23 protein-coding genes and 1 riboswitch are annotated in these 23,885 nt (G+C 75.1%); of the genes, 7 read left to right on the top strand and 16 right to left on the bottom strand.

Annotated elements, in window-relative coordinates:
• Positions 1-8 precede the first annotated feature (8 nt).
• Entirely contained in the window at positions 9-779 is a 771-nt protein-coding gene (locus AMOR_RS05955) for an HAD family hydrolase (protein ID WP_248359579.1), read from the bottom strand.
• Between the two features lie 120 nt (positions 780-899).
• Between AMOR_RS05955 and AMOR_RS05950 the strand changes: the two genes are divergently transcribed.
• The 3 genes from AMOR_RS05950 (at position 900) to AMOR_RS05940 (ending at position 5,129) form a co-directional block, all read left to right on the top strand.
• Positions 900-1,883 carry a diguanylate cyclase gene (locus AMOR_RS05950; protein WP_248359576.1) on the top strand — a complete coding sequence of 328 codons (984 nt, stop codon included), beginning with the start codon at positions 900-902 and terminating at the stop codon, positions 1,881-1,883.
• Between the two features lie 214 nt (positions 1,884-2,097).
• Complete coding sequence (locus AMOR_RS05945) at positions 2,098-3,645, top strand: ATP-binding protein (RefSeq protein WP_248359574.1); 1,548 nt, start codon at positions 2,098-2,100, stop codon at positions 3,643-3,645.
• The gene (locus AMOR_RS05940; RefSeq protein ID WP_248359571.1) at positions 3,642-5,129 is read left to right on the top strand and encodes a sigma-54-dependent transcriptional regulator; all 1,488 of its coding nucleotides are present in this window, start codon (positions 3,642-3,644) and stop codon (positions 5,127-5,129) included. Before AMOR_RS05945 ends, AMOR_RS05940 begins: the two co-directional genes overlap by 4 nt.
• A gap of 285 nt (positions 5,130-5,414) precedes the next feature.
• On the opposite strand, the gene AMOR_RS05935 is transcribed toward AMOR_RS05940, so the two are convergent.
• From AMOR_RS05935 to AMOR_RS05925, 3 genes are all read right to left on the bottom strand, one after another.
• Positions 5,415-6,176 carry a hypothetical protein gene (locus AMOR_RS05935; RefSeq protein WP_248359567.1) on the bottom strand — a complete coding sequence of 254 codons (762 nt, stop codon included), beginning with the start codon at positions 6,174-6,176 and terminating at the stop codon, positions 5,415-5,417.
• Positions 6,173-7,042: a UTP--glucose-1-phosphate uridylyltransferase GalU gene (gene galU, locus AMOR_RS05930; protein WP_248359564.1), complete on the bottom strand. Its 870-nt coding sequence runs from the start codon at positions 7,040-7,042 to the stop codon at positions 6,173-6,175. Before galU ends, AMOR_RS05935 begins: the two co-directional genes overlap by 4 nt.
• Before the next feature lie 83 nt (positions 7,043-7,125).
• Positions 7,126-7,479 (bottom strand): TraR/DksA family transcriptional regulator, encoded by a 354-nt coding sequence (locus tag AMOR_RS05925; protein ID WP_248359562.1) that lies wholly within the window; start codon positions 7,477-7,479, stop codon positions 7,126-7,128.
• Between the two features lie 97 nt (positions 7,480-7,576).
• Here AMOR_RS05925 and AMOR_RS05920 point away from each other — a divergent pair, with 97 nt between their 5' ends.
• Complete coding sequence (locus tag AMOR_RS05920) at positions 7,577-8,467, top strand: hypothetical protein (RefSeq protein WP_248359558.1); 891 nt, start codon at positions 7,577-7,579, stop codon at positions 8,465-8,467.
• A 52-nt stretch (positions 8,468-8,519) separates the two neighbouring features.
• On the opposite strand, the gene AMOR_RS05915 is transcribed toward AMOR_RS05920, so the two are convergent.
• The 9 genes from AMOR_RS05915 to AMOR_RS05875 form a co-directional block, all read right to left on the bottom strand.
• Positions 8,520-9,335, bottom strand: coding sequence for an ABC transporter ATP-binding protein (locus AMOR_RS05915; RefSeq protein WP_248359555.1), 816 nt, complete (start codon positions 9,333-9,335; stop codon positions 8,520-8,522).
• The gene (locus AMOR_RS05910) at positions 9,332-10,378 is read right to left on the bottom strand and encodes a FecCD family ABC transporter permease (RefSeq protein ID WP_248359552.1); all 1,047 of its coding nucleotides are present in this window, start codon (positions 10,376-10,378) and stop codon (positions 9,332-9,334) included. Before AMOR_RS05910 ends, AMOR_RS05915 begins: the two co-directional genes overlap by 4 nt.
• A complete protein-coding gene (locus AMOR_RS05905; protein ID WP_248359549.1) occupies positions 10,375-11,316 on the bottom strand; it encodes an ABC transporter substrate-binding protein in 942 nt (313 codons plus the stop codon). Before AMOR_RS05905 ends, AMOR_RS05910 begins: the two co-directional genes overlap by 4 nt.
• Entirely contained in the window at positions 11,313-12,884 is a 1,572-nt protein-coding gene (locus AMOR_RS05900; RefSeq protein ID WP_248359546.1) for an MXAN_6577-like cysteine-rich protein, read from the bottom strand. The genes AMOR_RS05905 and AMOR_RS05900 overlap by 4 nt, the downstream gene beginning before the upstream one ends.
• Positions 12,881-14,830 (bottom strand): TonB-dependent receptor plug domain-containing protein, encoded by a 1,950-nt coding sequence (locus AMOR_RS05895; protein ID WP_248359543.1) that lies wholly within the window; start codon positions 14,828-14,830, stop codon positions 12,881-12,883. The genes AMOR_RS05900 and AMOR_RS05895 overlap by 4 nt, the downstream gene beginning before the upstream one ends.
• Before the next feature lie 65 nt (positions 14,831-14,895).
• A riboswitch (cobalamin riboswitch) is annotated at positions 14,896-15,079 on the bottom strand.
• Positions 15,080-15,225: 146 nt separating this feature from the next.
• Positions 15,226-15,543 (bottom strand): ComEA family DNA-binding protein, encoded by a 318-nt coding sequence (locus AMOR_RS05890; protein WP_248359540.1) that lies wholly within the window; start codon positions 15,541-15,543, stop codon positions 15,226-15,228.
• Positions 15,540-15,791, bottom strand: a complete 252-nt coding sequence (locus AMOR_RS05885; protein WP_248359538.1) for a hypothetical protein — start codon at positions 15,789-15,791, stop codon at positions 15,540-15,542. Before AMOR_RS05885 ends, AMOR_RS05890 begins: the two co-directional genes overlap by 4 nt.
• Before the next feature lie 174 nt (positions 15,792-15,965).
• Positions 15,966-16,781, bottom strand: coding sequence for an ABC transporter substrate-binding protein (locus AMOR_RS05880; RefSeq protein ID WP_248359536.1), 816 nt, complete (start codon positions 16,779-16,781; stop codon positions 15,966-15,968).
• Between the two features lie 8 nt (positions 16,782-16,789).
• Complete coding sequence (locus AMOR_RS05875) at positions 16,790-17,101, bottom strand: DUF3467 domain-containing protein (RefSeq protein WP_248359534.1); 312 nt, start codon at positions 17,099-17,101, stop codon at positions 16,790-16,792.
• An 88-nt stretch (positions 17,102-17,189) separates the two neighbouring features.
• Between AMOR_RS05875 and AMOR_RS05870 the strand changes: the two genes are divergently transcribed.
• The 3 genes from AMOR_RS05870 to glpK are packed head-to-tail and all read left to right on the top strand — an operon-like array spanning position 17,190 to position 20,990.
• Positions 17,190-18,578, top strand: a complete 1,389-nt coding sequence (locus tag AMOR_RS05870; RefSeq protein ID WP_248359532.1) for a GAF domain-containing sensor histidine kinase — start codon at positions 17,190-17,192, stop codon at positions 18,576-18,578.
• A gap of 31 nt (positions 18,579-18,609) precedes the next feature.
• Complete coding sequence (locus AMOR_RS05865; RefSeq protein WP_248359530.1) at positions 18,610-19,491, top strand: alpha/beta hydrolase; 882 nt, start codon at positions 18,610-18,612, stop codon at positions 19,489-19,491.
• Between the two features lie 20 nt (positions 19,492-19,511).
• Entirely contained in the window at positions 19,512-20,990 is a 1,479-nt protein-coding gene (gene glpK, locus AMOR_RS05860) for a glycerol kinase GlpK (RefSeq protein ID WP_248359528.1), read from the top strand.
• Between the two features lie 47 nt (positions 20,991-21,037).
• Here glpK and AMOR_RS05855 read toward each other — a convergent pair whose 3' ends face one another.
• The 3 genes from AMOR_RS05855 to radA all read right to left on the bottom strand — a co-directional run bounded on the left by AMOR_RS05855 (position 21,038) and on the right by radA (position 23,731).
• Positions 21,038-21,313: a hypothetical protein gene (locus AMOR_RS05855; RefSeq protein ID WP_248359526.1), complete on the bottom strand. Its 276-nt coding sequence runs from the start codon at positions 21,311-21,313 to the stop codon at positions 21,038-21,040.
• A 122-nt stretch (positions 21,314-21,435) separates the two neighbouring features.
• Positions 21,436-22,263 carry a hypothetical protein gene (locus tag AMOR_RS05850; RefSeq protein ID WP_248359523.1) on the bottom strand — a complete coding sequence of 276 codons (828 nt, stop codon included), beginning with the start codon at positions 22,261-22,263 and terminating at the stop codon, positions 21,436-21,438.
• 79 nt (positions 22,264-22,342) lie between these two features.
• Positions 22,343-23,731 (bottom strand): DNA repair protein RadA, encoded by a 1,389-nt coding sequence (gene radA, locus AMOR_RS05845; RefSeq protein ID WP_248359520.1) that lies wholly within the window; start codon positions 23,729-23,731, stop codon positions 22,343-22,345.
• Positions 23,732-23,885 lie beyond the last annotated feature (154 nt).

Here is a 23,885-nt window from a genome sequence, read left to right as displayed (position 1 = left end):
AGCGCGCCTCACGGCCCCGGCGCCCGCGCTCCGCCCGCCCGCACGTCCGCGGGCTCCAGCCGGAAGTCCCGGATCGACGGCACCGCCTCGAGCACGGCGACCTCGCGCGCCGAGTGATCGGTGTCGAGGTGCACGCACCGCGCGCCGGGCCAGGCCCGCGCGTACGCGTTCACGTGCGCCGGCTCGTTGTCGAACGCCGCGACCACCGGCCCGAGCGCGTCGACCGCCTCGCGCGCGAGCGCCTTCCAGGCGTCGTCGGTCATCGCGTCGTCCGGCTTCATGAGGAGGTGGACGCGCGCCCCGTCCGGCGGCGGGAAGCCGAAGCGCCGGAGCACCTCGGTCGTCCCCGGCTCCATCGGGGCCGGCCGCCCCGTCACGTACGCGATCGGCGCGCCGCGCGCGGCGACGGCGCGGGCGTACTCGGGCGCGCCGGGGAGGGGCACGTCGAGGCGGCAGTAGGCGCTCGTGAAGAACCGCGCGAGCCAGAAGAGCCGGGCCGGGCCGCGGTGGGCGGCGACCTCCGCCGGCGAGAGGCCCGCGTTCGCGAGGGCGCGGTCGAGGCTCCAGCCCTCCCAGTGCTCGGGGCGGGCGGCGAGGAGGGCGGGCACGCCGGCGGCGCGGCCGTAGTCCTGGAGGATCCGGGCCTGGCGCGGCCGATTGTCGAGGAGCGTCGAGTCGAGGTCGAACACCACGACCCCGCGCGGCGCGGCCGCGGCGGCGCGCGCGAGCACGTCGACCAGGATCGCCGCCTGCTCCTCCCATCGGGCGCGCCCCTCCACGGGGCGAACCTAGCCGCGCCGTCCGCCGCCGCGAAACGCTCCGGATGTGTGTGGCGGGCGCGCACCGCGTCGACGGGGAGGGGTTGGGCAAGCGGCGTCCTCGTCGGGTACAGTCGCGCCGTGCCCGGACACCGCGCCCGGATCCTCGTCGTCGACGATTCCCGAACGCAGCTCGAGTGGCTCGTGAAGGTCCTCGACCGCGAGGGCTACCTCGTGGCCACCGCCGCCGACGGCAAGGAGGCGATCCGGAAGGTCCGGGGCGAGCCGCCGGATCTCGTCCTGCTCGACATGGTCCTCCCGGACATGGACGGCCTCGAGGTCCTCCGGATCGTGAAGGCGCGCCCCGAGGACCGGTTCATCCCGGTCATCATCCTGTCGGTGAAGGCCGATCTCGACTCGAAGGTGACCGGCCTCCGGATTGGCGCGGACGACTTCCTGGCGAAGCCGTTCGCCGAGGCGGAGATCCTGGCGCGCTGCGCGGCGATGCTGCGCATCAAGAGCCTGCAGGATCAGCTCCGGGAGACGCAGCGCAAGCTCGCCGAGCAGGCGATCACGGACGAGCTCACCGGCCTCAAGAACCGGCGCGCGTTCGACGAGCGGCTCCAGGAGGAGTTCCGCCGCGCCCAGCGCTACTCCGACCCGGTGTCGCTCATCATGATCGACCTCGATCACTTCAAGCAGGTGAACGACCGGTTCGGTCACCCCTTCGGCGACGTCGTGCTCCGGGGCGCCGCCGAGCAGCTTTGCGCCTCGACGCGGGATCCGGACATCTGCGCCCGCTACGGCGGCGAGGAGTTCGCGGTCATCCTCCCGAAGACGCACCTCCAGGGCGCGCTCTCCGTCGCGGAGCGGATCTGGAAGGAGCTGGGCGGGCGCCGGTATCCGGTGCCGCCCGGAACCCCGGCGACGGGCCTCGGGGCCGACGGTGCGCTGCACGTCACGGCGTCGATGGGCCTCGCGTTCTACCCGTCGAAGGACATCGGCTCGCCGGAGCTGCTCCTCCGCTACGCGGACGAGGCGCTCTACCAGGCGAAGCGTTCGGGCCGGAACACGATCTGCCTCTACCAGGCGCAGTCGTACCGCTACGACGCCGGCGGTCGCTGAACGCTGATCGGCGAGAACCGCTGATCCAGGTCATGGGTCGGGCCGACCCTGATCCCGTTCACTGATGGGTATGGTATGACCCCGGGCAGTGCCTCACCCGGACGGTGCTCCGGGCAACTGCCCGACAACAGGGCGCGGTCGGTCCGGTGACAATGGACCACACCATGCAGGCCCTGGTCGGGACGCCATGGAGTCAGCGGTTCACCAGAGGGGAGTGGGCCTGCGCCCGGACTCGGCCCCCGAGTCCACGCTCCTCATCGTCGACGACGACGAGCACGTCCGCCGCGCGCTGCGGCGGGTGCTCCGTCGCGCGCGGTGCCGCGTGCTCGACGTCCCGGACGCGCCGGGAGCGCTGCGGATCCTCGAGGCGGAGCCGGTGCAGGTGGTGGTCTCCGACTACCGCATGCCGGGCATGTCCGGGGTGGAGCTGCTCCGCGAGGTGAAGGAGCGCTGGCCGCGCGTGCAGCGCGTCCTCCTCACGGGCCAGGCCGACTCGACGGCGATCGAGGAGGCGGTGAACCAGTCCGAGATCTACCGGTTCATCTGGAAGCCGTGGGACGACGGGCACCTCCTCATCACCATCCAGAGCGCGGTCGACCAGTACTGGATCGTCGAGGAGAACGCGCGCCTGCAGAAGCTCGTCGCGCAGCGCAACGCGGAGCTCGAGCGCCTGAACCGCGACCTCGACGGCCAGCTCGCCGCGCGCTCGCAGGCCCTCGTGCGCGCCGCCCAGGAGTGGCGCGCCTGCTTCGACGCGATCGGCGATCCGCTCGCGATCATGCGCGACGGCGGCTGCGAGGTCGTCCGGGCGAACGCGGCGTTCGCGCGCGCCGCGGGCGTGCAGATCAACCTCCTGAACGGCCTGCGGTGCGCCGAGCACGGCTTCGGCGCGCTCCCGTGCCCTTCGCGCTGCGCCCTCCCCCGGGGCGGCGCGGCGGAGCGCGAGGCGAGGTTCGGCGAGCGCACCTGGCTCGTGCGGTCGTTCCCCTTCGAGGCCGAGAGCGTCACGGTCGTCGTCTACAAGGACGTGACCGACGAGCGCGAGGTCACGCGGCGCCTGTTCCACGCGGAGAAGATGTCCGCGGTCGGCCAGCTCGCGGGCGGCGTCGCCCACGAGATCAACAACCCCCTCGGCGGCATCCTCGCCTTCGCGCAGCTCATGAGCCGCGAGGAGCGCTCCGCCGACGACATCGAGAACCTCCGGCTCATCCAGGACGCGGCGAACCGCGCGAAGCGCATCGTCGAGTCGCTGCTCCGCTTCTCGCGCCGCCCGCGCGAGGAGGAGAAGGGGCCGGTGGAGCTGTCGCAGGTGTTCGAGGACGCGCTGTTCCTGCTCTCGTCGCAGCTCAAGGGCGGCCGCTTCGAGGTGGTCCGCCGGTACGAGCCCGCGGTCGCCCTCGCGAACGCGAACCAGCTCCAGCAGATCGCGGTGAACCTCCTCGTGAACGCGCTGCAGGCGATGGGCGGCGAGGGGCGGGTCGTCCTCACGACCGGCGCGTCCGACCCCGGCCGCGTCCGGCTGTCGGTCACCGACTCCGGGCCGGGCATCCGGCCGGAGATCGCCAAGCGGATCTTCGAGCCATTCTTCACCACCAAGCCGGAGGGGCAGGGCACCGGGCTCGGCCTCTCCATCTGCTACCAGATCGCCGAGGAGCACGGCGGCTCGATCCGCGCCGAGTCGGGCCCGGACCAGGGCGCCTGCTTCGTCGTCGAGCTGCCAGCGGCGCACCAGCGGAAGGACAGGGAGGACATCACGTCATGATCACCGAGGCCGTCGAGCAGAAACCCGTGCGCGTGCTCGTCGTCGACGACGAGCCGACGCTGCTCCGCGCGCTGGAGGCGCTGCTGCGCAAGAAGGGCTACGACGTGCTGGGGCTCGACTCGCCCATCACGGCGACGCAGAAGCTCGCGCAGGAGGACTTCGACGTCGCGCTGCTCGACATCAAGATGCCCCAGCTCTCGGGCCTCGAGCTCCTGAACGCCGTGAAGCACCGCCGTCCGGAGGTGGAGGTCATCATGATGACCGGCCACGCCACGGTGGAGACGGCGCTCGCCGCCGTCCGGTCCGGTGCGTACGACTACCTCACGAAGCCGTTCGACGACGTGGAGCTCGTCGCCCGCGCCGTGGCGAAGGCCGCCGAGCGGAAGATGCTGTTCGACCGGAACCGGCAGCTGGAGTCGGCGCTCCGCGAGCGCGCCAGCGGCCCGCAGGGCGACGGCATCGTCGGCAACTCCGCGCCGATCCGCGAGGTCGCGCGGATGATCGACGCCGTGGCCTACAGCGCCACGACCGTGCTCGTCACCGGCGAGAGCGGCACGGGGAAGGAGCTCGTCGCCCGCGCGCTGCACGCGAAGAGCCCGCGGCGCGGCCACCCGTTCGTCGCCCTGAACTGCGGCGCGCTCACCGAGACGCTGCTCGAGTCCGAGCTCTTCGGCCACGTGAAGGGGGCCTTCACCGGCGCGCAGCGCGACCAGAAGGGCCTCTTCGACGCCGCGGACGGCGGCACGATCTTCCTCGACGAGATCGGCGACATCCCGCCCGCGACGCAGGTGCGGCTCCTCCGCGTGCTGCAGGAGGGCGAGCTGAAGCGCGTCGGCTCGGCGGACTCCGTGAAGGTCGACGTCCGCGTGATCGCGGCCACGCACCGGGATCTCCCGAAGCTCGTCAAGGGCGGCAAGTTCCGCGAGGACCTCTTCTACCGGCTGAACGTCATCAACGTGCCGCTCCCCGCGCTCCGCGAGCGCGTCGAGGACATCCCGCTCCTCGCCCATCACTTCCTCCGCCGGTACGCGGAGCGCCTCGGGAAGAAGGTCCGCACGGTCGCGCCGGAGGCCATCGAGCTGCTCTGTGGCTATCGCTGGCCGGGCAACGTCCGCGAGCTCGAGAACGCCATCGAGCGGGCCGTCGTCCTCTGCCGCGGCGAGGCGATCGGCCCGACCGATCTCCCGCCGGCCGTCACGGGTCGCACCGCGCCGCTCGTCCGCGAGGCGCCCGCGAACGGCGACGAGAGCGCGTGGCTCACGCTGTCCTACGCCGCCGCGAAGGAGCAGGCGCTCCGGCGCTTCGAGAAGAGCTACGTCGAGGCGCTCATGCGGGCGTGCGACAACAACATCTCCGCCGCCGCGCGGAAGGCCGGGATGGACCGCTCGAACTTCAAGCGCGTGCTCCGGAAGTACCGGAGCGACGTCGAGCCGGACTCGGGCGACGAGGGCGGGAGCGGAGACGGGGAGCTGGCGACGGCGTAGGGGACGGGACGATGAAAGGTGACGTCATCCCGTGACCGTCGCCGTGACCGTGATCGTGCCCGCCACCCGTTCCCGTGAGCCGGGTCCCGTGGCCCGTGGGCCGTGGGCCCTGCCCCGGGCCGGTGCCCGCCGGCGCCCACATCGTTTCCGTGCCGTACCGTTCGGCGCTCGTGCCGGGTCCGGTCACGTGGGACGGGCCAGGGGCCACGGGAGGCGGGAATCGGGCCCGGGATCGGGCACGTGTACGGTCACGGGAACGGGCGCCGCTCCACGGCGCCGCCGCCCCTAGAACATCCCGTCCGCGATCTTCGGGTTCGCCTGCGCGTGGTCGGTCGTGAAGCGGAGCCTCAGGGCTCCGCCCTCCAGGACCTCCACCGCGCGCGGGAACCAGTCGCCGCCGACGTTCGAGCCCCAGCCGAGGAGCCGCACGTCCTGGAGCGCCCCGCCCTCGGGCGAGACCAGCCGGAGCGGCTGGAAGCCGTCCTTGTCCACGAACAGCAGCGGCTTCGCGTCCCGCTCGCGCCCGCCGATGACGTAGGCGATCCGGCCGTCGAACCGGCCCAGGCTCGCGTCGGTGAGGGCGACGCCGCGGCGGGCGAGGACGCTCGCGTACACGTCCGTCGCGTCGCCCTGCGTCGACTGGCCGATGAGGGCGCAGGTCGAGCGGACGAGCGCGACCGCCGCCGGCACCGCGTCGAGGCCGCCGCGGCCGGTGACCGCGCCGTCCCGGACCGCGACGAAGGGGCGAGCCGCCTCCGCGACCTCGGGCAGCGCGAGCTCGAGCCGGCAGCGGCCCGGGATCTTCATGAGGAAGCGCGCCGGCGCGGAGAGCTCGCCGCCGGGGGGCCGCGGGACGCCCACCGACGCGAGCCGGTCGGCGGCGGGCCCGAGGAGCTGGACCGTGCCCGTGACCTCGAGGGCCGACAGCTCGAGCGCGGCGCGGCGCTCGCCGAGCCGGCGCAGGATCGCGGCGGGGGGGAGAACGTACGCGAGCGCCGGGAGGGCCGCCGCGAGCGCGAGCGCGGCGACCGCGCGGCGGGCGGTCACTTCTCGATCTCCTCGAGCAGCGCCCGCAGCGGCTCGGCGAGCTCGGGCCGCTTCAGCGCGTACATGATGTTCGCCTTCAGGTAGCCGAAGCGGTCGCCGGCGTCGTAGCGCTCGCCCTCGAACCGGTAGCCGAGGAGCCCCTGCTCGCGGGCGAGGACGGCGAGCGCGTCGGTGAGCTGGATCTCGCCGCCCACGCCCGGGCGCACGCCCTCCAGGATCTCGAAGATGCGCGGGGGCAGCACGTACCGGCCGATGACGGCGAGCGTCGACGGCGGGTCCTGCTTCGGCTTCTCGACGAGCCGGTCGATCCGGATCGTGCGGTCGTCGATCTTCTGGCCGGCCGCGATGCCGTACATGTGCGTCTCGTCGCGCGGCACGTCCATGAGCGCGATGGTGCCGAGCCCGTGCCGCTCCCAGCAGTCCGCGAGCTGCTTCGTGCCCGGGACCTTCGCGTCGATGATGTCGTCGCCGAGCATCACCACGAACGGCTCGTCGCCCACGAGGTCCTTCGCGCAGAGCACGGCGTGACCGAGGCCGAGCGGCTCCTGCTGCCGGACGGTGACGATGTTCGCCATGTGGGCGATGTCCCGCATCTGCTTCCTGAGCTCGTGCTTCCCCGCGCGCTCGAGGTGCGCCTCGAGCTCGCCCGCGATGTCGAAGTGATCGACGATCGAGTCCTTCCCGCGCGCGCAGATCAGGATGACGTCGCGCACGCCAGCCGCGACCGCCTCCGCGACGATGTACTGGATCGTGGGGGTATCCACGATCGGGAGCAGCTCCTTGGGGACGGCCTTCGTCGCGGGCAGGAACCGCGTCCCGAGCCCCGCCGCGGGGATGACGGCCTTGCGGATCTTCTTCGTCGCCATGGTCCGGGCAATCTAGCCCGGGGGGCGCCGGTGAACCAGCGGGTCGAGCGGTCCGGCCGAGCCGCCCCGGAGCGTCGGGGCGGCTATCTCTCCACCTGTTCCGCCTCGGTCTTGCAGTCGATGCAGAGATCGGTCACCGGCCGCGCGCGCAGCCGCGCAGGGGCGATGACGCGACCGCACGCGGTGCACTTGCCGAACGTGCCCGACTCGAGCCGCTCGAGCGCCTGGTGGATCTTGCCGATGAGCTTGCGATCGCGATCGCGGAGCCGGAGCGACCAGTTCCGGTTCTCCTCGGCGGTCGCGCGATCGTTCGGGTCGGGGATCTCGCCGCCACCGGTGCCCACCATGTCGTGGACGGCCTTCTCGCCCTGCCCCACCAGCGACGCAAGCTGCGTCTCGAGCAGGCTCCTGTACCGGTCCGTCTCGCGCTTGCGCATGGGGACCTCCGCGCCGGGTGAGATCGACCCTAGCGCGATCGTGAAAGGTGCGACAAGCGTCCTTGCCGGGGGAGCGACCGGCCCGTATCCTCGGCGGGTGCGTATCGGAACGACGGTCCTCGCCGCGCTGATCCTTCTCGCCGCAGGCGCGGCCTCCGCGGCGGAGCCGCCGCCGCCGGGTGGCATCCCAGATCTCGTCGGCGCCCGTACGCTCGGCCTCTCGTCGGGGATCGGCGTCGCGCAGGGGAACGACGGCATCTACGTGAACCCCGCGGCGCTCGCGGCGCGCAAGCGCTACTCCGTCGACGGGTCGGTCCTGTTCGATCGCCGCGGTGCGACGACGGTGGATCAGTTCTTCGGGGGCTCCGTGGTCGACTCGACGTCCGGCCCGATGACGGCGGCGGTCGCCTACGCGCGGTCGGGGGAGGGGCTCTACCAGGGAAACCTCTGGACCTCCGCCATCGCAGGGCCCCTCGTCGAGAAGTTCCTGGTGGGCGTCGCCGGCAAGTACTACTCGCTCCACGGCCCGCAGCCCGTGAACGCGGCGACGCTCGACGCCGGCATCTTCTGGCAGGCGGCCGATTACGTGTCGATCGGCGCCACCGGCTACAACCTCATCCCGATCGCGAAGGACCTCGTCGCGCCGATGGGCGTCGGCGCCGGGCTCGCCATCGGGAGCGAGCAGCTGTTCCAGGTCACCGCGGACTGGCGCGCCGACTTCGACCGCGGTCAGGTCGCGTCCGGAGGGACCGGGAAGGGCGGGACGAAGAACCGCTACGGCTTCGGCGCGGAGCTGCTGCTCGGGAGCCTCGTGCCGGTCCGGGGCGGGTTCCTCATCGACGAGGTGCTCGACACGAAGTGGTGGTCGGTCGGTACGGGGCTCGTCTCGCGGAGCGGCATCGCGCTGGACGTCGGCTACCGGCAGAGCGTCGACTCGAAGTCGGCCCGGCAGATCGCGGCGTCGCTGCGGATCTTCCTGTTCCAGTAGCGACGGGGGCCTGCGCCCTCCCGCCCGCTGCGCCCCCCCCACCTGCCGACCGTCAGCGATCCCTGGGCAGCGCCGGCAGCACGACGGGCGCGCCCGTGACGCCGTTCTCGCCGCGCCACACCGGCACGTCCCAGACCTCGCGGACGCGCTCCGCGGTGAGCACGTCGGCGGGCGGACCCTCCGCGACGACGCGCCCGCGCGACAGCACGACGAGGCGATCGCACGCCGCCGCGGCGAGGTTCAGGTCGTGCAGTACGGCGACGACGCAGAGCCCGCCGCGCGCGGCGACCTCCGCCATCCGCATCACCATGACCTGGTGACCGAGGTCGAGGAACGCGGTCGGCTCGTCGAGGAGGAGCACGCGCGGCTCCTGCGCGAGCGCTCGCGCGAAGAAGACCCGCCGGCGCTCGCCGCCCGAGAGCGCGTCCAGGCGGCGATCGGCGAGGTGGACGAGATCGCAGGCCGCGAGCGCGCCCTGGACCGCGCCGTGGTCGAACCGGGTCGGCAGCGCGAGCAGCCCCTGGCGCGGCGCGCGCCCCATCATCACCGCCTCGCGCACGGTGAACGGCCAGCCGATCCGTGGCTCCTGGGGGACGAGCGCGCAGACCTGGGCCACGGCCCGCCGCGGTGCGTGCGCGGGATCGAGCCCCGCGAGCCGCACCGAGCCGGCCGAGGGCGCGGCGAGCCCGGCCACGAGCCGGACGAGCGTCGACTTCCCCGCGCCGTTCGGACCGAGGAGACCGACGAACTCCCCGGCGCGCGCGGTGAAGGAGACGTTCTCCAGGGCGCCCCGGGCGCCGTAGCGGAACGAGACGCCGCGGACGTCGACGATGGGCTCGGCGGTCGGGGGCGGGGGCGCGCCGATCACGACGACACCTCCGGCGCGGGGCGCGCGGTGCGCCGGAGGAGCCACAGGAAGAAGGGGCCGCCGAGGAACGCGGTCACCGCGCCCACCGGCGGCTCCGTGCCGAGCGGCAGGAACGCGAGGCGCGCGCCCACGTCGGCGAAGACGAGGAACGCGGCGCCGAAGAGCGCGGACGCCGGCAGGAGCAGCCGGTGGTCCGGGCCCACCACGCGCCGGACGAGGTGCGGGACGATGAGGCCGACGAACCCGACCATCCCGGCGAGGGCGACCGCCGCCCCGGTCGCCGCGCTCGCGGCGAAGAAGACCCACGCGCGCGCCCGGCGCACGTCGAGGCCCAGCGAGGCGGCCTCCTCGTCGCCGAGCGTGAGGAGGTTCAGCTTCGCCGAGAGCGCCACCAGGACGCCGACCGAGGCCAGGACGAGCGCCGCGCCGAGCGCGATCGTCGACGGCGACTCGTAGCCGACCGCGCCGAGCAGCCAGTACATGAGGCGGCTCGCCTGCTCCGGCGGGACGAGCATCTTCATGAGCGTGATGATGCCGGCGACGAACGCGTTGAAGACGATGCCGACGAGGAGCGCCGCCTCGGGCACGAGGCGGCCGGCGATCCGGCCGAGACCGAACACGAGCAGCGTGGACGCCGCGGCGCCGAGGACGGCGCCCAGCGCGACCGGCGGCGCCGCCCCGAGCAGCGCACCGGCGGTGCCCGCGAGGCGCGAGAGGCCGGCGGCCGCGACGAGGACGATGGAGCCGCCGAGGGCGGCGCCGCCCGACACGCCGAGCACGAACGGCTCCGCGAGCGGGTTCCGGAGCAGCGCCTGGAGCGCGGTGCCCGCGGCGGCGAGGGCGCAGCCCACGATGGCGGCGAGGACCGCGCGCGGCAGGCGGAGGCCGAAGAGGATCGCCGCGTCGGGATCGACGCCCGCCCAGGCGGCGCGCAGCGACACCGGCTGGGCGCCGAACAGGCACGACGCGGCGACCGCGAGCGCCACCGCGGCGACGCCGGCCCCCAGGGCGAGCGCGAGGCGAGCGCGGCGCGAGAGGCTCACCCGCGCGCCTCCGGGTGCACCGCACGGAAGAACGCCTCGAGCCCGCGGATCATCCGGGGCCCGGGGCGGAGCAGGTCGTCCTTCGAGAGCCGGACCACCGCGCCGCGCCGGACCGCGGGGATCGCGGCGAGCCGCCGGATCCCATCCGCCGGCTCGCGCGCCGCCCCGTCCACGACGAGGTCCGGATTCGCCGCGACCGCCTTCTCGAGCGGGTAGACCGGCCACGGCCGCTCGCCGCCCACGACGTTCTCGCAGCCGGCGATGGCGAGCAGCTCGTCCGGGAAGCTGCCCGGACCGGCGACGACGAGCGGCTCGCGCCCGACGACGAAGAGGACCCTGCGCCGCGGGAGGCCGGCCGCGCGCCGCCGGATGCTCTCCACCTCCGCCGCGAGCTCCTCGGACAGCCGGGCGCCGCGGTCGGGCATCCCCAGCGCGTCGCCGACCACCCGCGGCGTGGCGAGCACGTCGGCGACGCTCACGACGTCGAGCGCGACGATGGGGAACGGCCGCGACGACGCCGCGGACAGCTCGGCGAGCCGGCGGACCGCCGCGAGGGCGCCGCCGTCGGTGACCCAGAGCACGAGGTCCGGCCGGAGGGCGAGGATCGCCTCCGGGTTCGGGTCGATGAACCCGCCGACCCGCGGGACGTCCTTCACCCCCGGATCGTCGTCGACGGTGGTGACGCCGACGAGCCGATCGCCCGCGCCGAGCGCGAGCACCACGTCGGTGAGGTTCGGCGCGAGCACGACCACCCGCCGCGGGGGTGCGGCCGGGCGCGGGCCGATCCAGACCGGCCCGCCCTCGGCGAGGTGCTTCCCGGGGCGGAGCGCGTCGGCGGTCGCCGCCGCGCCCCCGCCCGGCCCAGCGCCCACGGGCGGCGCCGCGATCGCGAGCGCGATCGCGAGGAGCGCGCCCGCGGCGCGGGGGCGCGCGGTCACGGGCACGCGACGTCGGACGCGAGCGCGAAGAAGACGGTCGGGCACACGGTCACCGGGGCGTCCGCCGCGCCGGTGACCGGGTTGAACCGGAGCACCGCGCCCGACGCCTGGTCCGTGACGTATCCCAGGTCTCCGCAGAAGGCGAGGTTCCCGGGGACGATCGCGGAGGCGTCGATGGCGGCCCCGACCCGCGGCGTGCCCGAGACGTCCACCGGGACGACGACGCCCGGCGCGTCCTGCCGGAAGGAGAACGACCCGCAGGCGACCCACACGGTGCTGCCGCGCACCTCGAGGTCGCCGGGGTTCTGACAGCCCGCGCCGAGGTCCACGATCGAGACCGCGTCGTTCGCGGCGGTGTCGATCACCGCGAGCTTGCCGTGGCCGGCGGGCTTGAAGTAGCCGGCGAAGCCGCCGCCGAAGTCCGCGAACGCGAGGTTCGCGAGGGTGACGTAGACCTTCGTGCCGGCGGTCGCGACCCGGCTCGGGAAGGGGTAGCCGCCCGCGTCGGCGGCGCCGGCGACGCCGAGGAGGTCGATGGCGCCCGTCACCGTTCCGCAGCGGACGCGGCACAGCCCGTCGCGGCACTCCCGGCCGGCGGCGCAGGCGTTCCCGGCGCCGCACGCGGGCGGGGCCGTGTCCGCCGCGCAGGCGGCGAGCTGGGAGAGATCGACCTTCGCGATCTGCTGGCCGACCGCCGTCGCGTGCTGGGCCGAGGGGCCGTCGCCGTAGAGCGCGACGTACGCGGTGGTCCCGAGCACCGCCGAGCCGTGCGGGTTCGGGGCGTCGCCGGGGAGGACGACCTCGTCGAGCACCGCGCCGGCCGCATCGAGGACGACGAACGTGCCGACGCCGGCGTTCGACACGAGCACCGCGCCGCCGTGGGCCGTCACGCCCTCGACGTCGTTCCCGGGGAGCACGGTGAGCGACGTCGGGAGCCGGTCGTCGAGCGGGATGACGCCGATTCCGGCGGGGAAGCCGTTGCCGGAGTACACGGTCCCTCCTGCGGCGGCGATCACGGTCGGCCCGCCCTCGGCCGGGCGCGGCGCGCCGGCGGGCTGGAGGTCCGCGTCGACCGGGCGGATGTCCGCCGAGGCGTAGCAGGCGATCGCGACCGCGGCGCCGCAGGTCCCGGCGCGGCAGGTCTCGCCCGCGGCGCAGGCGTGGCCGCAGGCCCCGCAGTTCCGCGGATCCGTCTGCGGGTCGACGCAGGCGCCGCCGCAGGCGGAGTACCCGGTCGCGCACGTCGCGGTGCAGGCGGTCGCGCCGTCCTTCGTCTGGCAGAGGTCACCGCCGGTGCAGGCGGTGTCGCAGCCGCCGCAGTGAGCGGCGTCGCGCGCGAGGTCGGTGCAGGCGCCGCCGCAGGTGGCGATGCCTGGCGCGCAGCCGCAGGCGCCCGCGCTGCAGGTCTCGAGCGCGCCGCAGGTCGTGCCGCACGCGCCGCAGTTCGCGGCGTCCGAGAGGAGCGACACGCAGCGGCCGCCGCAGGCGGCCTCGCCCGTCGGGCAGACGAGCTCCTTGTGGCAGGCGACGCCGAGGGCGAGGAGGAGGAGGGGGAGGAGCTTTCTCATGGTGTTCCTTCCGTGGCGCCGCCGGTGCGCAGGCTGACCATCAGCGTGCGGCCGGGGAGCGGGTAGCCGAACCCGTCCGTGAGGGAGCGGTCTCCGGCGAGGTTGTCGAGCTCGACGTGCAGCGAGAGACGGGGCGAGCGGAGCAGGCGGACCGAGGCGCCTGCGGAGAAGACCGTCTGGTCCGGGATCGGGGCGTAGTTCCGGCGATCCTCGAACTGGTGCCGGAGGACGCGTGCCTCCACGTGCGCGCCGAACGGGCCCGGCGCGATCCCGGCGCGCGCGTACAGCCGGTGCCGGGGACGGCGGGGCAGATCGTTCCCGAGGATGCCGGGCGGACCCCGGAGCACCTCGGTGTGGAGGAGCGTGTACGCGGCGGAGACGGAGAGCCCGGCCAGGCGCGGCGCGGGAACGGTCGCGGCCTCCGCCTCGAGTCCCGCCGCGAGGGCGCGGCCCGTGTTGAACGGCTTGAAGCGGCCGAGGCTCGCCGGCTCGTAGGTGATGAGGTCGTCGTACCGCGTCGCGTGCCCGCCGATCGAGGCGACGCCGAGGGGGCCGTCGTAGGCGATCGCCGCGTCGGCGCCGAGGCCCACCTCGGCCGAGAGCTCCGGGTTCGGCTCGAGGAGGCCCTGCTGCAGCCACGTCTCGGCGAAGCTCGGGACCCGGTACGTCCGGCCAGCGCTGGCGCGCACCGTGAGGTCGTGCGCGACGCGGAGCGCGACGCCCACGCGCGCCGACACGCCCGCGTACGGCCCGGTGCGCTCGACCCGCAGCGCCGGCCCGAGCCGGAGCCGGCCGCCCGCGAGGAGGACCTCCTCCTGGATCGAGGCGGACAGGCCGGGCCGGACGCGCGCGCCCCCGAGCGCGGGGCTCGTGTACCCCTCGAGCTCGGCGGCGGCGGCGACGGTGAGGAGGCCCGGGCCGTGAGCGAGCGTCGCGGTGAAGGTCGCGCCGCCGGCCCCGCCGCGCTGGCGCGTCGGCTCGGGGCCGAGCGCGGCGAGGCGGGTGTCGAGGAGATCGGCGCGCCCGTGGAGCCGGAGCGAGAGGCCCAGCGTCGGTGACGGCCGGCCGGCGAAGCGCACCATGGCGAGGGCCCGGCCGTCATCGGACCAGTCGCCGGTCGTCGTGTCGGTCGGGTTCGGCTGCCCGGGCAGCTCGCGGTGGCCGCCCGACACCTCCGCGAGCCCGTCCACGTCGAGCGCGCCGAGCGGACCGCCGAGCTTGAGGATCAGGCCGGCGCGGCGAGCCCCGTCGTTCAGGCGCGTCCGCTCCACGAGCGGGTTCCCGGACAGCGACGGCCGGTCGTCGTACAGGTACGTGAAGTCGCCGCTCGCCCGCTCCGCGGTCGCGCCGACGAAGTAGGTGAGGGCGCCGGCGCGGCCGGACCGGTCGGCGGCGAGCGACCAGGTCCCGAAGGAGCCGCCAGTCAGCTCCGCCGACGTCTCCGGCTCCCCGCCGCCGCGTGTGACGACGTTCACCGCGCCGCCCATCGCGCCCGCGCCGAGCTCGGCGCCGACGGGCCCGCGGATCACCTCGACCCGGGAGATCCACGCGCGCGGGATGGTGGCGAGGTCCACGCCGCCGCCCGCGCCGCCGAGCGGCAGCCCGTCGACGAGGACCTTCACCGCGTCCGCGGCGACCCCGCGGACGGACACCGTCGCGAGCTGGCCCGCGATCCCGTAACGCGTCACCTCCACGCCCGGCGACGCCGCGAGCAGCTCGGCGACGCCCTTCGCCTCGCCCTCGTACCGGCGCGCCTCGACGATCGTGGCGGCGGCGGTGGGATCGGCCGCGGCGGTGGAGGAGGCCGGCGGCACGCGGACGACCTGCTCCGGCAGCTCGACCGGCGCGGGCGAGTCCGGGGCCGGCGCGTCCTGCGCGCCGGCCACGGTGGCGAAAGCGAGCCCGAGCGCGAGCGCGCCCGGAGTGAGGAGATCCCTCGGGAACAAGCCATCGGGTCTCCTTCGGACCCGCGGACTTCACGCCGCGACCCATTCGCGGCGGACCCGGAGGGAGGTCTCCTGGCTTCCGGGGTCGCGGGCGTGCTGCTCCGCTCGCCGCCCTCCACCTTCCCACCGCGAGACGGCCGCGGCAGTGGTGACAGCGCTGAGGGCGACTTCACCCCGGCTACAGTGGCGGGACCGCGCCGGACTTGGACCGGCTTCCCTGTTCCTCCGAGCCGAAAAGCGTTCCGGGGAGTAGCGAACGCGCGGCCACGCTGTCAAGCAGCCATTCCGGCGCGACCCGTCCCGACGCCTCGAATCGGCCGTGCTGGCGCACGGATGCGGCGGCGCGCCTCGCCCGGGCGGACCCGGGCCGAGGCTGCACCTTCGACGCGCGCGGATCACCTCCGCGCCGGCACCGGCGCCGCGGCGGGCGCCGCGCCGACGGCGACGTTCGCCCGGACCTTCGCGAGCCACGCGGGCCCGATCCCCTTCACCACGAGGACGTCCTCGGGCTTCCGGAACGGCTGCTTCCCGCGGGCCGCGACGATCGCCTGCGCCCGCTTCTCCCCGACGCCGGGGAGCCGCATCAGCTCCGTGACGCCAGCGCGGTTCAGGTCGATCCGCTCGCCCGCGCCAAGCGGCTTCTTCGCGGCGAGCGCGGGGACCGCGGCGACGAGCAGCGCGGCGGCGACGAGGGATCTCGCGAGCGCGCTCACGGCCGCACCTCCACCACCTCGAGGTCGCGCCGGACGGCGCCGTTCCCGTTCCGCGCCTCCACGGGCGGGAACGCCTCCCGCATCTGCAGCTTGTTCGTGCCGAGGGGCAGCGCGTCCAGGAGGAGCGAGAAGCTCCCGTCCCGGTTCGCGAACGCGACCCCGATCTTCGGCCAGAACTTCTTCTCGCCGTCCTTCGACTCCGGCACGGCGTACACCGCGAGGCGCCGCGCTCCGTTCGTGTCGCTCATGTGGCTCTCTCCCGTTCGCCGGTCGCGCGACGTGCGCGCCGGATGGGAGGCGGAGGAGCAGCGCCCGTGCCTGGGGCAACCCCGCGAGATCGCGGGGATCGCGCTTGAACGGGCGTTCAGGCCGCGGACGATCGTCCGCGGCGCGTCCGTCGGCGGAGACCCGGACGCCGAGGGTCAGGCCGCGCCGGCGAGCGCGGCCCGGAGCCAGCGCGCGGTCTCGACGAACGAGGGCCCGTCGTGGATGAGGTTCCTTCCGACCTCGACCGTCGACAGCACGACGCGGTCGCCCACCATCCGCTCCCAGCCGCGCTCGCGCACGAGCACGGCCGGGTCGACCGGGAACTCCGGCTCCTGGAAGACGACGAGCCACTCCGGTGCGCGCCGCGCGGCGTCCGCGACATCGAGGGGCGCGTACGCGAACGGCTCGTCCGCGAGGACGTGCTCCGCCCCGGCGAGCTCCAGCAGGTCGTGGACGAAGGAGCGACCGCCGGGGCGCCGCGGGTGCCGTCCGAACCAGAGCTCCGCGTACACCCGCGGTCGGCGCGGCGGCGCGGAGGCGGCGAGCTCGGCGCAGGCATGCTCGAGGCGCCCCGCGAGCGCGCGGGCCTCGTGGAGTCGGCCGGTGAGCGCGCCGACGGCGACGAGGTTCTCGAGGATGCCGAACCGGCTCTGCGGGACCGGCAGGAGGTACGTGGGGAGGCCCGCGTCGGCGAGCCGGCGCGCGAGCGGGAGCTGAACCCCGTCCGTCACGAGCACCAGGTCCGGGCGGACGGCGCGGATCGCTTCGGGGTCCGCGTGCACGTAGTCGCCCACCACGGGCGCGGTGAGCCCGGGCACGTACCGCGCGCAGTACGGCGAGACGCCCGCGACGAGGTCGCCCGCGCCGATCGCGGCGAGCACCTCCGTGGCCGAGGAGACGAGGCTCACCACGCGAGCCGGCGCCGCGGCGAGCTCGAGGACGTTGCCGAGGACCGGGCTCTGGACGCGCACGTCCCGCCCTAGTTCACGATCCCGCCCTGCGGGAACGCAGGCGCGTCGCCGAGGTCGATGGTGCCGAAGCGCGCCTCGTAGCGGGCGAGGTTCTCCTGGATCGCGAGGAGGAGTCGCTTCATGTGCTTCGGCGTGGTGATCGCGCGGGCGCGGACGGTCGCCTTCGGCTGCTGCGGCTGGACGTAGATGAGGTCGAGCGTGAACTCGGTCTCCGTGTGGTTCACGAGCGCCATGTTCACGAACGCGCCGTTCGCGGTGGCAGGATCGAGCTCGATCTGGATCTGCAGCTGCGCGGGAGGCGTGGCGGGCTTTTCGGACATGAGCGATGCCCTTAGCAGGAAGGGCCGACCCTCGCAGGGAGATTCGGAGGCGGAGGTGCGCGCCTATGCTCCTGCGCCGGGGCGAGTCATGTCTGTGGAGTGGCCGGAAGCGCCGGCGGAACCCTGGGCGATCGGGGAACCCGCCAGGGCGGTCGAGGAGTTCCGGCGCCGCGGCGACGCGGCCGCCGCGGCGGAGCGCGGGATCGCAGATCGCTTCGCGCGCCTGCACGCGACGACGGCGGCGCTCTCCGCCGCGGTCACGCCTGGCGACGTCGCGGCCGTGATCGCGATCCGCGGGCACGCGCTCCCCGGGGCCACGGCGTGCTGGGTCGGGCTGCTCGCCGAGGGCGGCCGGGACGTGCACGTCGCGGGGCACCGCGGCGCGCTGGAGCAGGCGAGCGGCCGTGCGCTCGTGCCGGTGACCGCCGATCTCCCGGTGGCGGCCGCCGTTCGTGAGCGCCGCGCGATCTTCCTGCAGGGCGGTCCGGGCGCGCTCGCCGCGCAGGCGCGCGTCTGCGGCTTCCCGGCCGGCGTGGTGCGGTCCCTCGCGGCGCTCCCGCTCGCGGCCGGCGAGCGGATCCTCGGCGCGATCGCGGTCGCGTTCGGCGCGCCCCAGCCGTTCGACGAGGAGGAGCGCGCGTTCCTGGAGGCGTTCGCTCACCAGTGCGGGCAGGCGCTGGATCGCGCCCGCCTGTACGAGGCCGAGCGGGCGTCGCGGCTCGAGGCGCAGCGTGCGGAGGAGGCGGCGCGCCGCGCGGTGGAGCTGCAGGAGCGCCTCGTCGGCGTCGTCGGGCACGACCTCCGCACGCCGCTCGCCGCGATCCGCATGGCGGCCGGGCTCCTCGGGCGCCGCGGCGGCCTCAGCGAGGAGCAGGCGCGGACGCTCTCCCGTCTCGGGGCGAGCGCCGACCGGATGACGCGCATCATCCGCGACCTCCTCGACTTCACGCGGATCCGGAGCGAGGGCGCGATCCCCCTCGAGCCGCGTGAGATGGACCTCGCCGAGGTCGCCCGGCGCGCCGTGGCGGAGCTCCAGGAGGTCCACCCCGATCGCGAGATCGCGCTCGACCTGCCCGCGTCGGCGCCCGCCTCGGGAGATCCGGAGCGGCTCGCGCAGGTGATCTCGAACCTGGTCGGCAACGCCATCCAGCACAGCCCGCCGGGGGCACCGGTCCGCGTCGCGCTGTGGGGGGAAGGCGCCGCGCACGTGGTGGCGGTCCACAACCGCGGGCCGCCGATCCCGCGGGAGCTCACGCCGGAGATCTTCGAGGCGTTCCGGCGTGGCCCGCACGACATGCACGACGCGAGCGGGAGCGTGGGGCTCGGGCTCTTCATCGTGCGCGAGCTGGTGCGGGCCCACGGCGGGGCGGTCGAGGTGGACTCGTCCGAGGAGGACGGGACGACGTTCACCGTCCGTCTCCCCGTGCACGTCCCGGGCTGGCGGGTCCCGACGGGGCCTCCCGCACCGGAACGTTGAAGGCCGTCCCCCCGGGGGGTACGTTCATCGCGTGATCCGGAGGGCGATCGGCCACGGCGCGGAGTTCGACCTTCCCGGCGGGCCGGATGCGGTCCTGCTCCTGCACGGGCTCACCGGCTCCACCTTCGAGATCCACCCCGTCGCCGAGCGGCTGCACGACGCGGGCCTGCGGTGCCTCGCGCCGCTCATGGCGGGGCACGGCGGAGGGCCGCGCGAGCTCGTGGGGATCCCCTGGACGGAGTGGGTCGCGAAGGCGAGCCGCGATCTCGCGCGGCTCGAGGGCGCTCGCCGCACGTTCGTCGTGGGGTGCTCGATGGGCGCGCTCGTCGCCTGTGCGCTCGCCCACGACCACCCGGAGCGCGTGGACGGGCTCGTCCTCCTCGCGCCCGCGCTCGAGCTGCACCTCCAGGGGAAGCTCGGCGCGCTGCTCGGCCGGATCCCTGCGCTCCGGGACGTGGTGTTCCCGAAGGGCGCCGGCTCCGACGTCCGCGACGACGAGATGCGGAAGCGGAACCCCTGCATGGACGGCGTGCCGCTCGCGGCCGTCGCGGAGCTCGCGGACCTGGAGGAGCACGTCGATCGCCAGCTGCCCGGCGTCGCGGCGCCCGCCCTCGTCGTCGCGGGCGGTCACGATCACACGGTGACGCTGGCCGGCGCGAAGCGGCTCGCGCGCCGGATCGGCAGCGGCCCCGCCGAGCTCGTCGTGCTGCCCGAGAGCTGGCACCTCGTGGGGATCGACGTGGAGCGCGAGCGCTGCGCGGACGAGGCGCGCCGGTTCCTCGAGGGCTTGCCGATCCCGGGCCGGCGGACCGTGCCCGCGCGGCGGGGCGCGGCGGCGCGCCCGAACCGGCGTCCGCTTCGCGGCGGCGGGGGCGGGAAACGCGGCAAGCGGCGGACGCCGACGCGCCGCTAGACGAACTCCAGGGAGGGACCGTGACCTCGCACGTCCTCGCGATCGATCAGGGAACGACCGGCACGACCGTCCTCGTCCTCGACAGCCGCCTCGCGCTCCGCGCCAAGGTGAACCAGGAGTTCCGGCAGATCTTCCCGCGCCCGGGATGGGTGGAGCACGATCTCGAGGACATCTGGGGCTCGACGGTGTCGACGATCCAGCGTGCGCTCCGCGAGGCCGGCGTGAGCGGCCGGGACGTCGCCGCCATCGGGATCACCAACCAGCGCGAGACCACCGCGCTGTGGGACCGGCGCTCGGGCCGGCCGCTGCACCACGCCATCGTCTGGCAGGACCGCCGGACGACGGACGCGTGCGCCGCGCTCAAGGCGGCGGGCCATGAGCCGGCGGTCCGCGAGAAGACCGGGCTCGTCATCGACCCGTACTTCTCGGCGACGAAGCTCCGCTGGCTCCTCGAGAACGTGCGCGGCGCGCGCGAGCGGGCCGAGGCGGGCGAGGCGGCGTTCGGCACGATCGACTCCTTCCTCGTCTGGCGGCTCACCGCCGGCGCCGCCCACGTGACCGACACCTCGAACGCGAGCCGCACGCTCCTCATGGATCTGCGCGCGCGGCGGTGGGACCGCGAGCTCCTGGACCTCTTCGGCGTGCCGCCGAACGTCCTCCCCGAGATCCGCGCCTCGTCGGAGGTGTACGGCACCACCAAGAACGTGAAGGGGCTCCCCGACGGGATCCCGGTGGCGGGGATCGCCGGCGACCAGCAGGCGGCGCTCTTCGGGCAGGCCTGCTTCCGGCCGGGCGAGGCGAAGTGCACCTACGGGACGGGCGCGTTCCTGCTCCAGAACGTCGGGACGGAGCCGGTCCAGTCGTCGCGCGGCCTCCTCGCCACCGTGGCCTGGACCATCGGCGGCGAGACGACGTACGCCCTCGAGGGCTCTTCCTTCATCGCCGGCGCGGCGGTGCAGTGGCTGCGCGACGGCCTCGGGATCATCAAGAGCGCGTCGGACGTGGAGACCCTCGCGCGCGAGGTGAGGTCCTCCGAGGACGTGGTGTTCGTGCCGGCGCTCGCCGGGCTCGGCGCCCCGCACTGGCGCCCGGAGGCGCGTGGCGTCATCCGCGGCATCGACCGCGGGACCACGGCGGCGCACCTCGCGCGGGCGACGCTCGAGGGCGTCGCGTTCCTCATCTTCGATCTCGCCGAGGCGATGCGGGCGGAGGCCGGGCGGCCGTTCCCCGTCTTCCGCGTCGACGGCGGCGCCTGCCAGAACGATCTCCTCATGCAGTTCCAGGCGGACCTGCTCGACGTCGCGGTGGAGCGGCCGCGCATGATCGAGACCACCGCGCTCGGCGCGGCGTTCCTCGCGGGGCTCGCGACCGGCGTGTGGAAGGACCGCGAGGAGATCCGCCGGTCGTTCAAGGTGCAGAAGCGGTTCGAGCCGAAGATGAAGCCCGTCGAGCGCGAGCAGCACCTCGCGAAGTGGCGCAAGGCCGTCCAGGCCGCGTAGCCGGGCAGGAGGACCGCGAGACGCGCCCCGCGCCCTCGAGGGCGCCGTCACCGCGCGCGCGCGCGGGCGAGCACGACGATCTGGGCCGGCGGCCGGCGATGGTCGAGCAGGTCGCGGCACGTCATGCAGAGCTCGCCGCTCAGTGCCGCCGCGATCACGGCCGCGAGGAGCGTGGGCGGGATCGCGGTGGACACGAACAGCGCGCACGCGAACAGGAGGACCGTGAAGGCGCCGAGGTACCAGCCGGGACGCTCGAGCCGCTCATCGATCGGCCGGAGCTCCGTGATGCCGTCCGCGCGACGCCTCCTGACGACGTTCCGCATCACCGGAGATGCTGGCGTCGGCAGGGCGGCGGCGCAAGCGCCAGTGAGGTGCTGCCGTCGCAGGACGACGCGGTGCCACCGGTGCCCACCCCGGCTCCGGGGTAGGTACCGCCGCGCCCGCGTCAGGGCGCCTCGAGCGCGAGCCCGGGCGTCGCCGCCTCGAGCTGCTCGAGCGCCTCCGCGCCCACGCGGCTCGCGGCGAGGCGCAGGAGCACGGGCTGCATCTCGGGTGCCGCGTGGACGAGCTGCGTGCGGAAGATCCGGGCGAGCGGGACCGCGTCGAGCCGCTCGAGGCCGGGGAGCGCGGTGGCGAGGACGAGCGGATCGGGCTCCGCCTCGAAGGCGCGGACGAGCGCGTCGTCGTGGAGCGCGACGCGCTCCGGGGGCAGCGCGGCGACGAGCTCCGCCCCGAGGAGGCGGACGACGAGCGGATCGGCTGGATCGAATGCGCGGAGCGCGAGCTCCAACACGTCCTCGTCGTCGGGCGGGCGCGCGGCCGCCGCGACCAGCGCGAGCGCCCGCTCGCGCAGCCCGCCCCGCAGGAGCGCCCGCAGCTCCGCCGCGCCGGGCGGGAACAGGGCCAGGTCCCCGCGGATCGCCTCGGCCCGCGCCTCGGCGAAGGCGCCGGCCCGCCGCCCGGTCGCGAGCGCCTCGAGTGCGTCGAGGACGTACCACGCGTCCTCTTCCCATCCGGACGCCGGCGCGGGAGACGGCGCGGGGAGCGCCGCGCGGGGCGCCTCGGTCGTCGCGCTCGCCCCCTCGGCTGCGCCGGACGGCGCCGACGGCGCGCGCTCGACGGGCGGCGCTGCGCGCTCCGGCGCCTCCGGCCGGGGCAGCAGCACCGGCGCGAGGAGGAGCGCGGCGAGCAAGACGGCCGCGGCGGCGGCGGGCGTGGTCAACACCCGGCGCGGCGGCGGCCCACCCCCGGAGGGCAGAGTGCGGGACGCCATGGCGGCGAGAACTTAGCACCGCCGCGCGCCGCCGGCCGTGCGCCGCCGCGCGGCATGGGGCCGCGCGCGTGCGGGGGCGTCAGGCGATCCGATCGAGCGCCTCGGCGACCGTCGCCACGCCGACGACCTCGATCCCGGCGGGCACCTCGGCGTGCCGTGCGTTCGCCGCCGGGACGATCGCGCGCTCGAAGCCGAGCCGCGCGGCCTCGGCGAGCCGGATCTCCGGCTGCGAGACCGCGCGGACCTCGCCCGCGAGCCCGACCTCGCCGAGCACGAGCGTCCGCGGCGGGAGCGGGCGGTCACGGAAGCTCGACGCGAGCGCCGCGACGGCCGCGAGATCGGCGGCGGGATCGTCGAGCGAGAGCCCTCCGGCGACGTTCACGAAGAGATCGCAGGAGAGGATCTCCATCCCGACCTTCTTCTCGAGCACCGCCGCGAGCAGGGCGACGCGGTTCGAGTCGATCCCGAGCGCGGTCCGTCGCGGGGTGCCGTACCCGGTCGGCGCGACCAGCGCCTGGATCTCCACGAGCACGGTCCGCGTCCCGTTCAGCACCGCCGCGACCGCGCTCCCCGGCGCGTCCTCCGGCCGCTCGGCGAGGAACAGCGCGGACGGGTTCGCGACCTCGGCGAGGCCGCCGGCCTTCATCTCGAACACGCCGATCTCGCTCGCGGAACCGAACCGGTTCTTGTGCGCGCGGAGCACGCGGTACGGGTGCGCGCCGCCTCCCTCGAAGTAGAGGACGGTGTCCACCATGTGCTCGAGGACGCGCGGGCCGGCGATGGCCCCGTCCTTGGTCACGTGGCCGACGAGGAACACCGGCGTCTCGGTCGTCTTCGCGAAGGCCATGAACCGCGCCGCCACCTCGCGGATCTGCGTGACGGTCCCCGGCGCGCTGGGCAGCTCGGGCAGGTACTGCGTCTGGATCGAGTCCACCGCGAGCGCGGTGGGCCGGAGCGCCTCCGCGGCGTGGAGGACCTTCTGGGCGTCGGTCTCCGCGAGCACGGAGAGGTTGCCGGCGGTCACCTTCAGGCGATCCGCGCGGAGCTTCACCTGGCGCGCCGACTCCTCGCCCGAGACGTACAGGACGGTCCCGTCCGGGCGCGCGGCCGCGAGCCGGTCGAGCGCGGCGAGGAGCAGGGTGGACTTGCCGATGCCGGGATCGCCGCCGAGGAGCACCAGCGCGCCCGGCACGACGCCGCCCCCGAGCACGCGATCCAGCTCGCCGATCCCGGTCCGCTGGCGCTCCTCGTCGCGCGCCTCGACCTCGCGGAGCGGGAGCGGCCGCGCCGCGCCCGGGACGCCCCAACCGCGAGGCGCGCCCGCGCCCTTCGGCTCGGGCGCGGCGACCTCCTCGGCGAGGGTGTTCCACTGGCGACAGGCAGGGCACTGGCCGAGCCATTTCGGGCTCTGATGGCCGCACTCGGCGCAGGCGTAGACGGTCCTCGGCTTTCCGGCGGCGCGGGCCATGTCGGTCCCGCGTACCACGGCGATCCGACAGGCGGTCTACCGCGTCGAGCCCGCGCGCGCCCCTCGCGCGCCGGGGCATCCGCCTGCCCCCCCGTCTCTTGTAAGAGCGCCCCGGGATCGCGAGACTCCGCCCGCTCGCGCTCGCTCGCCTGGT

Source organism: Anaeromyxobacter oryzae, from assembly GCF_023169945.1.
Lineage (GTDB): Bacteria > Myxococcota > Myxococcia > Myxococcales > Anaeromyxobacteraceae > Anaeromyxobacter > Anaeromyxobacter oryzae.
The sequence above is the reverse complement of the archived record's forward strand: the minus strand, read 5'-3'. Positions and strand labels throughout refer to the sequence as shown.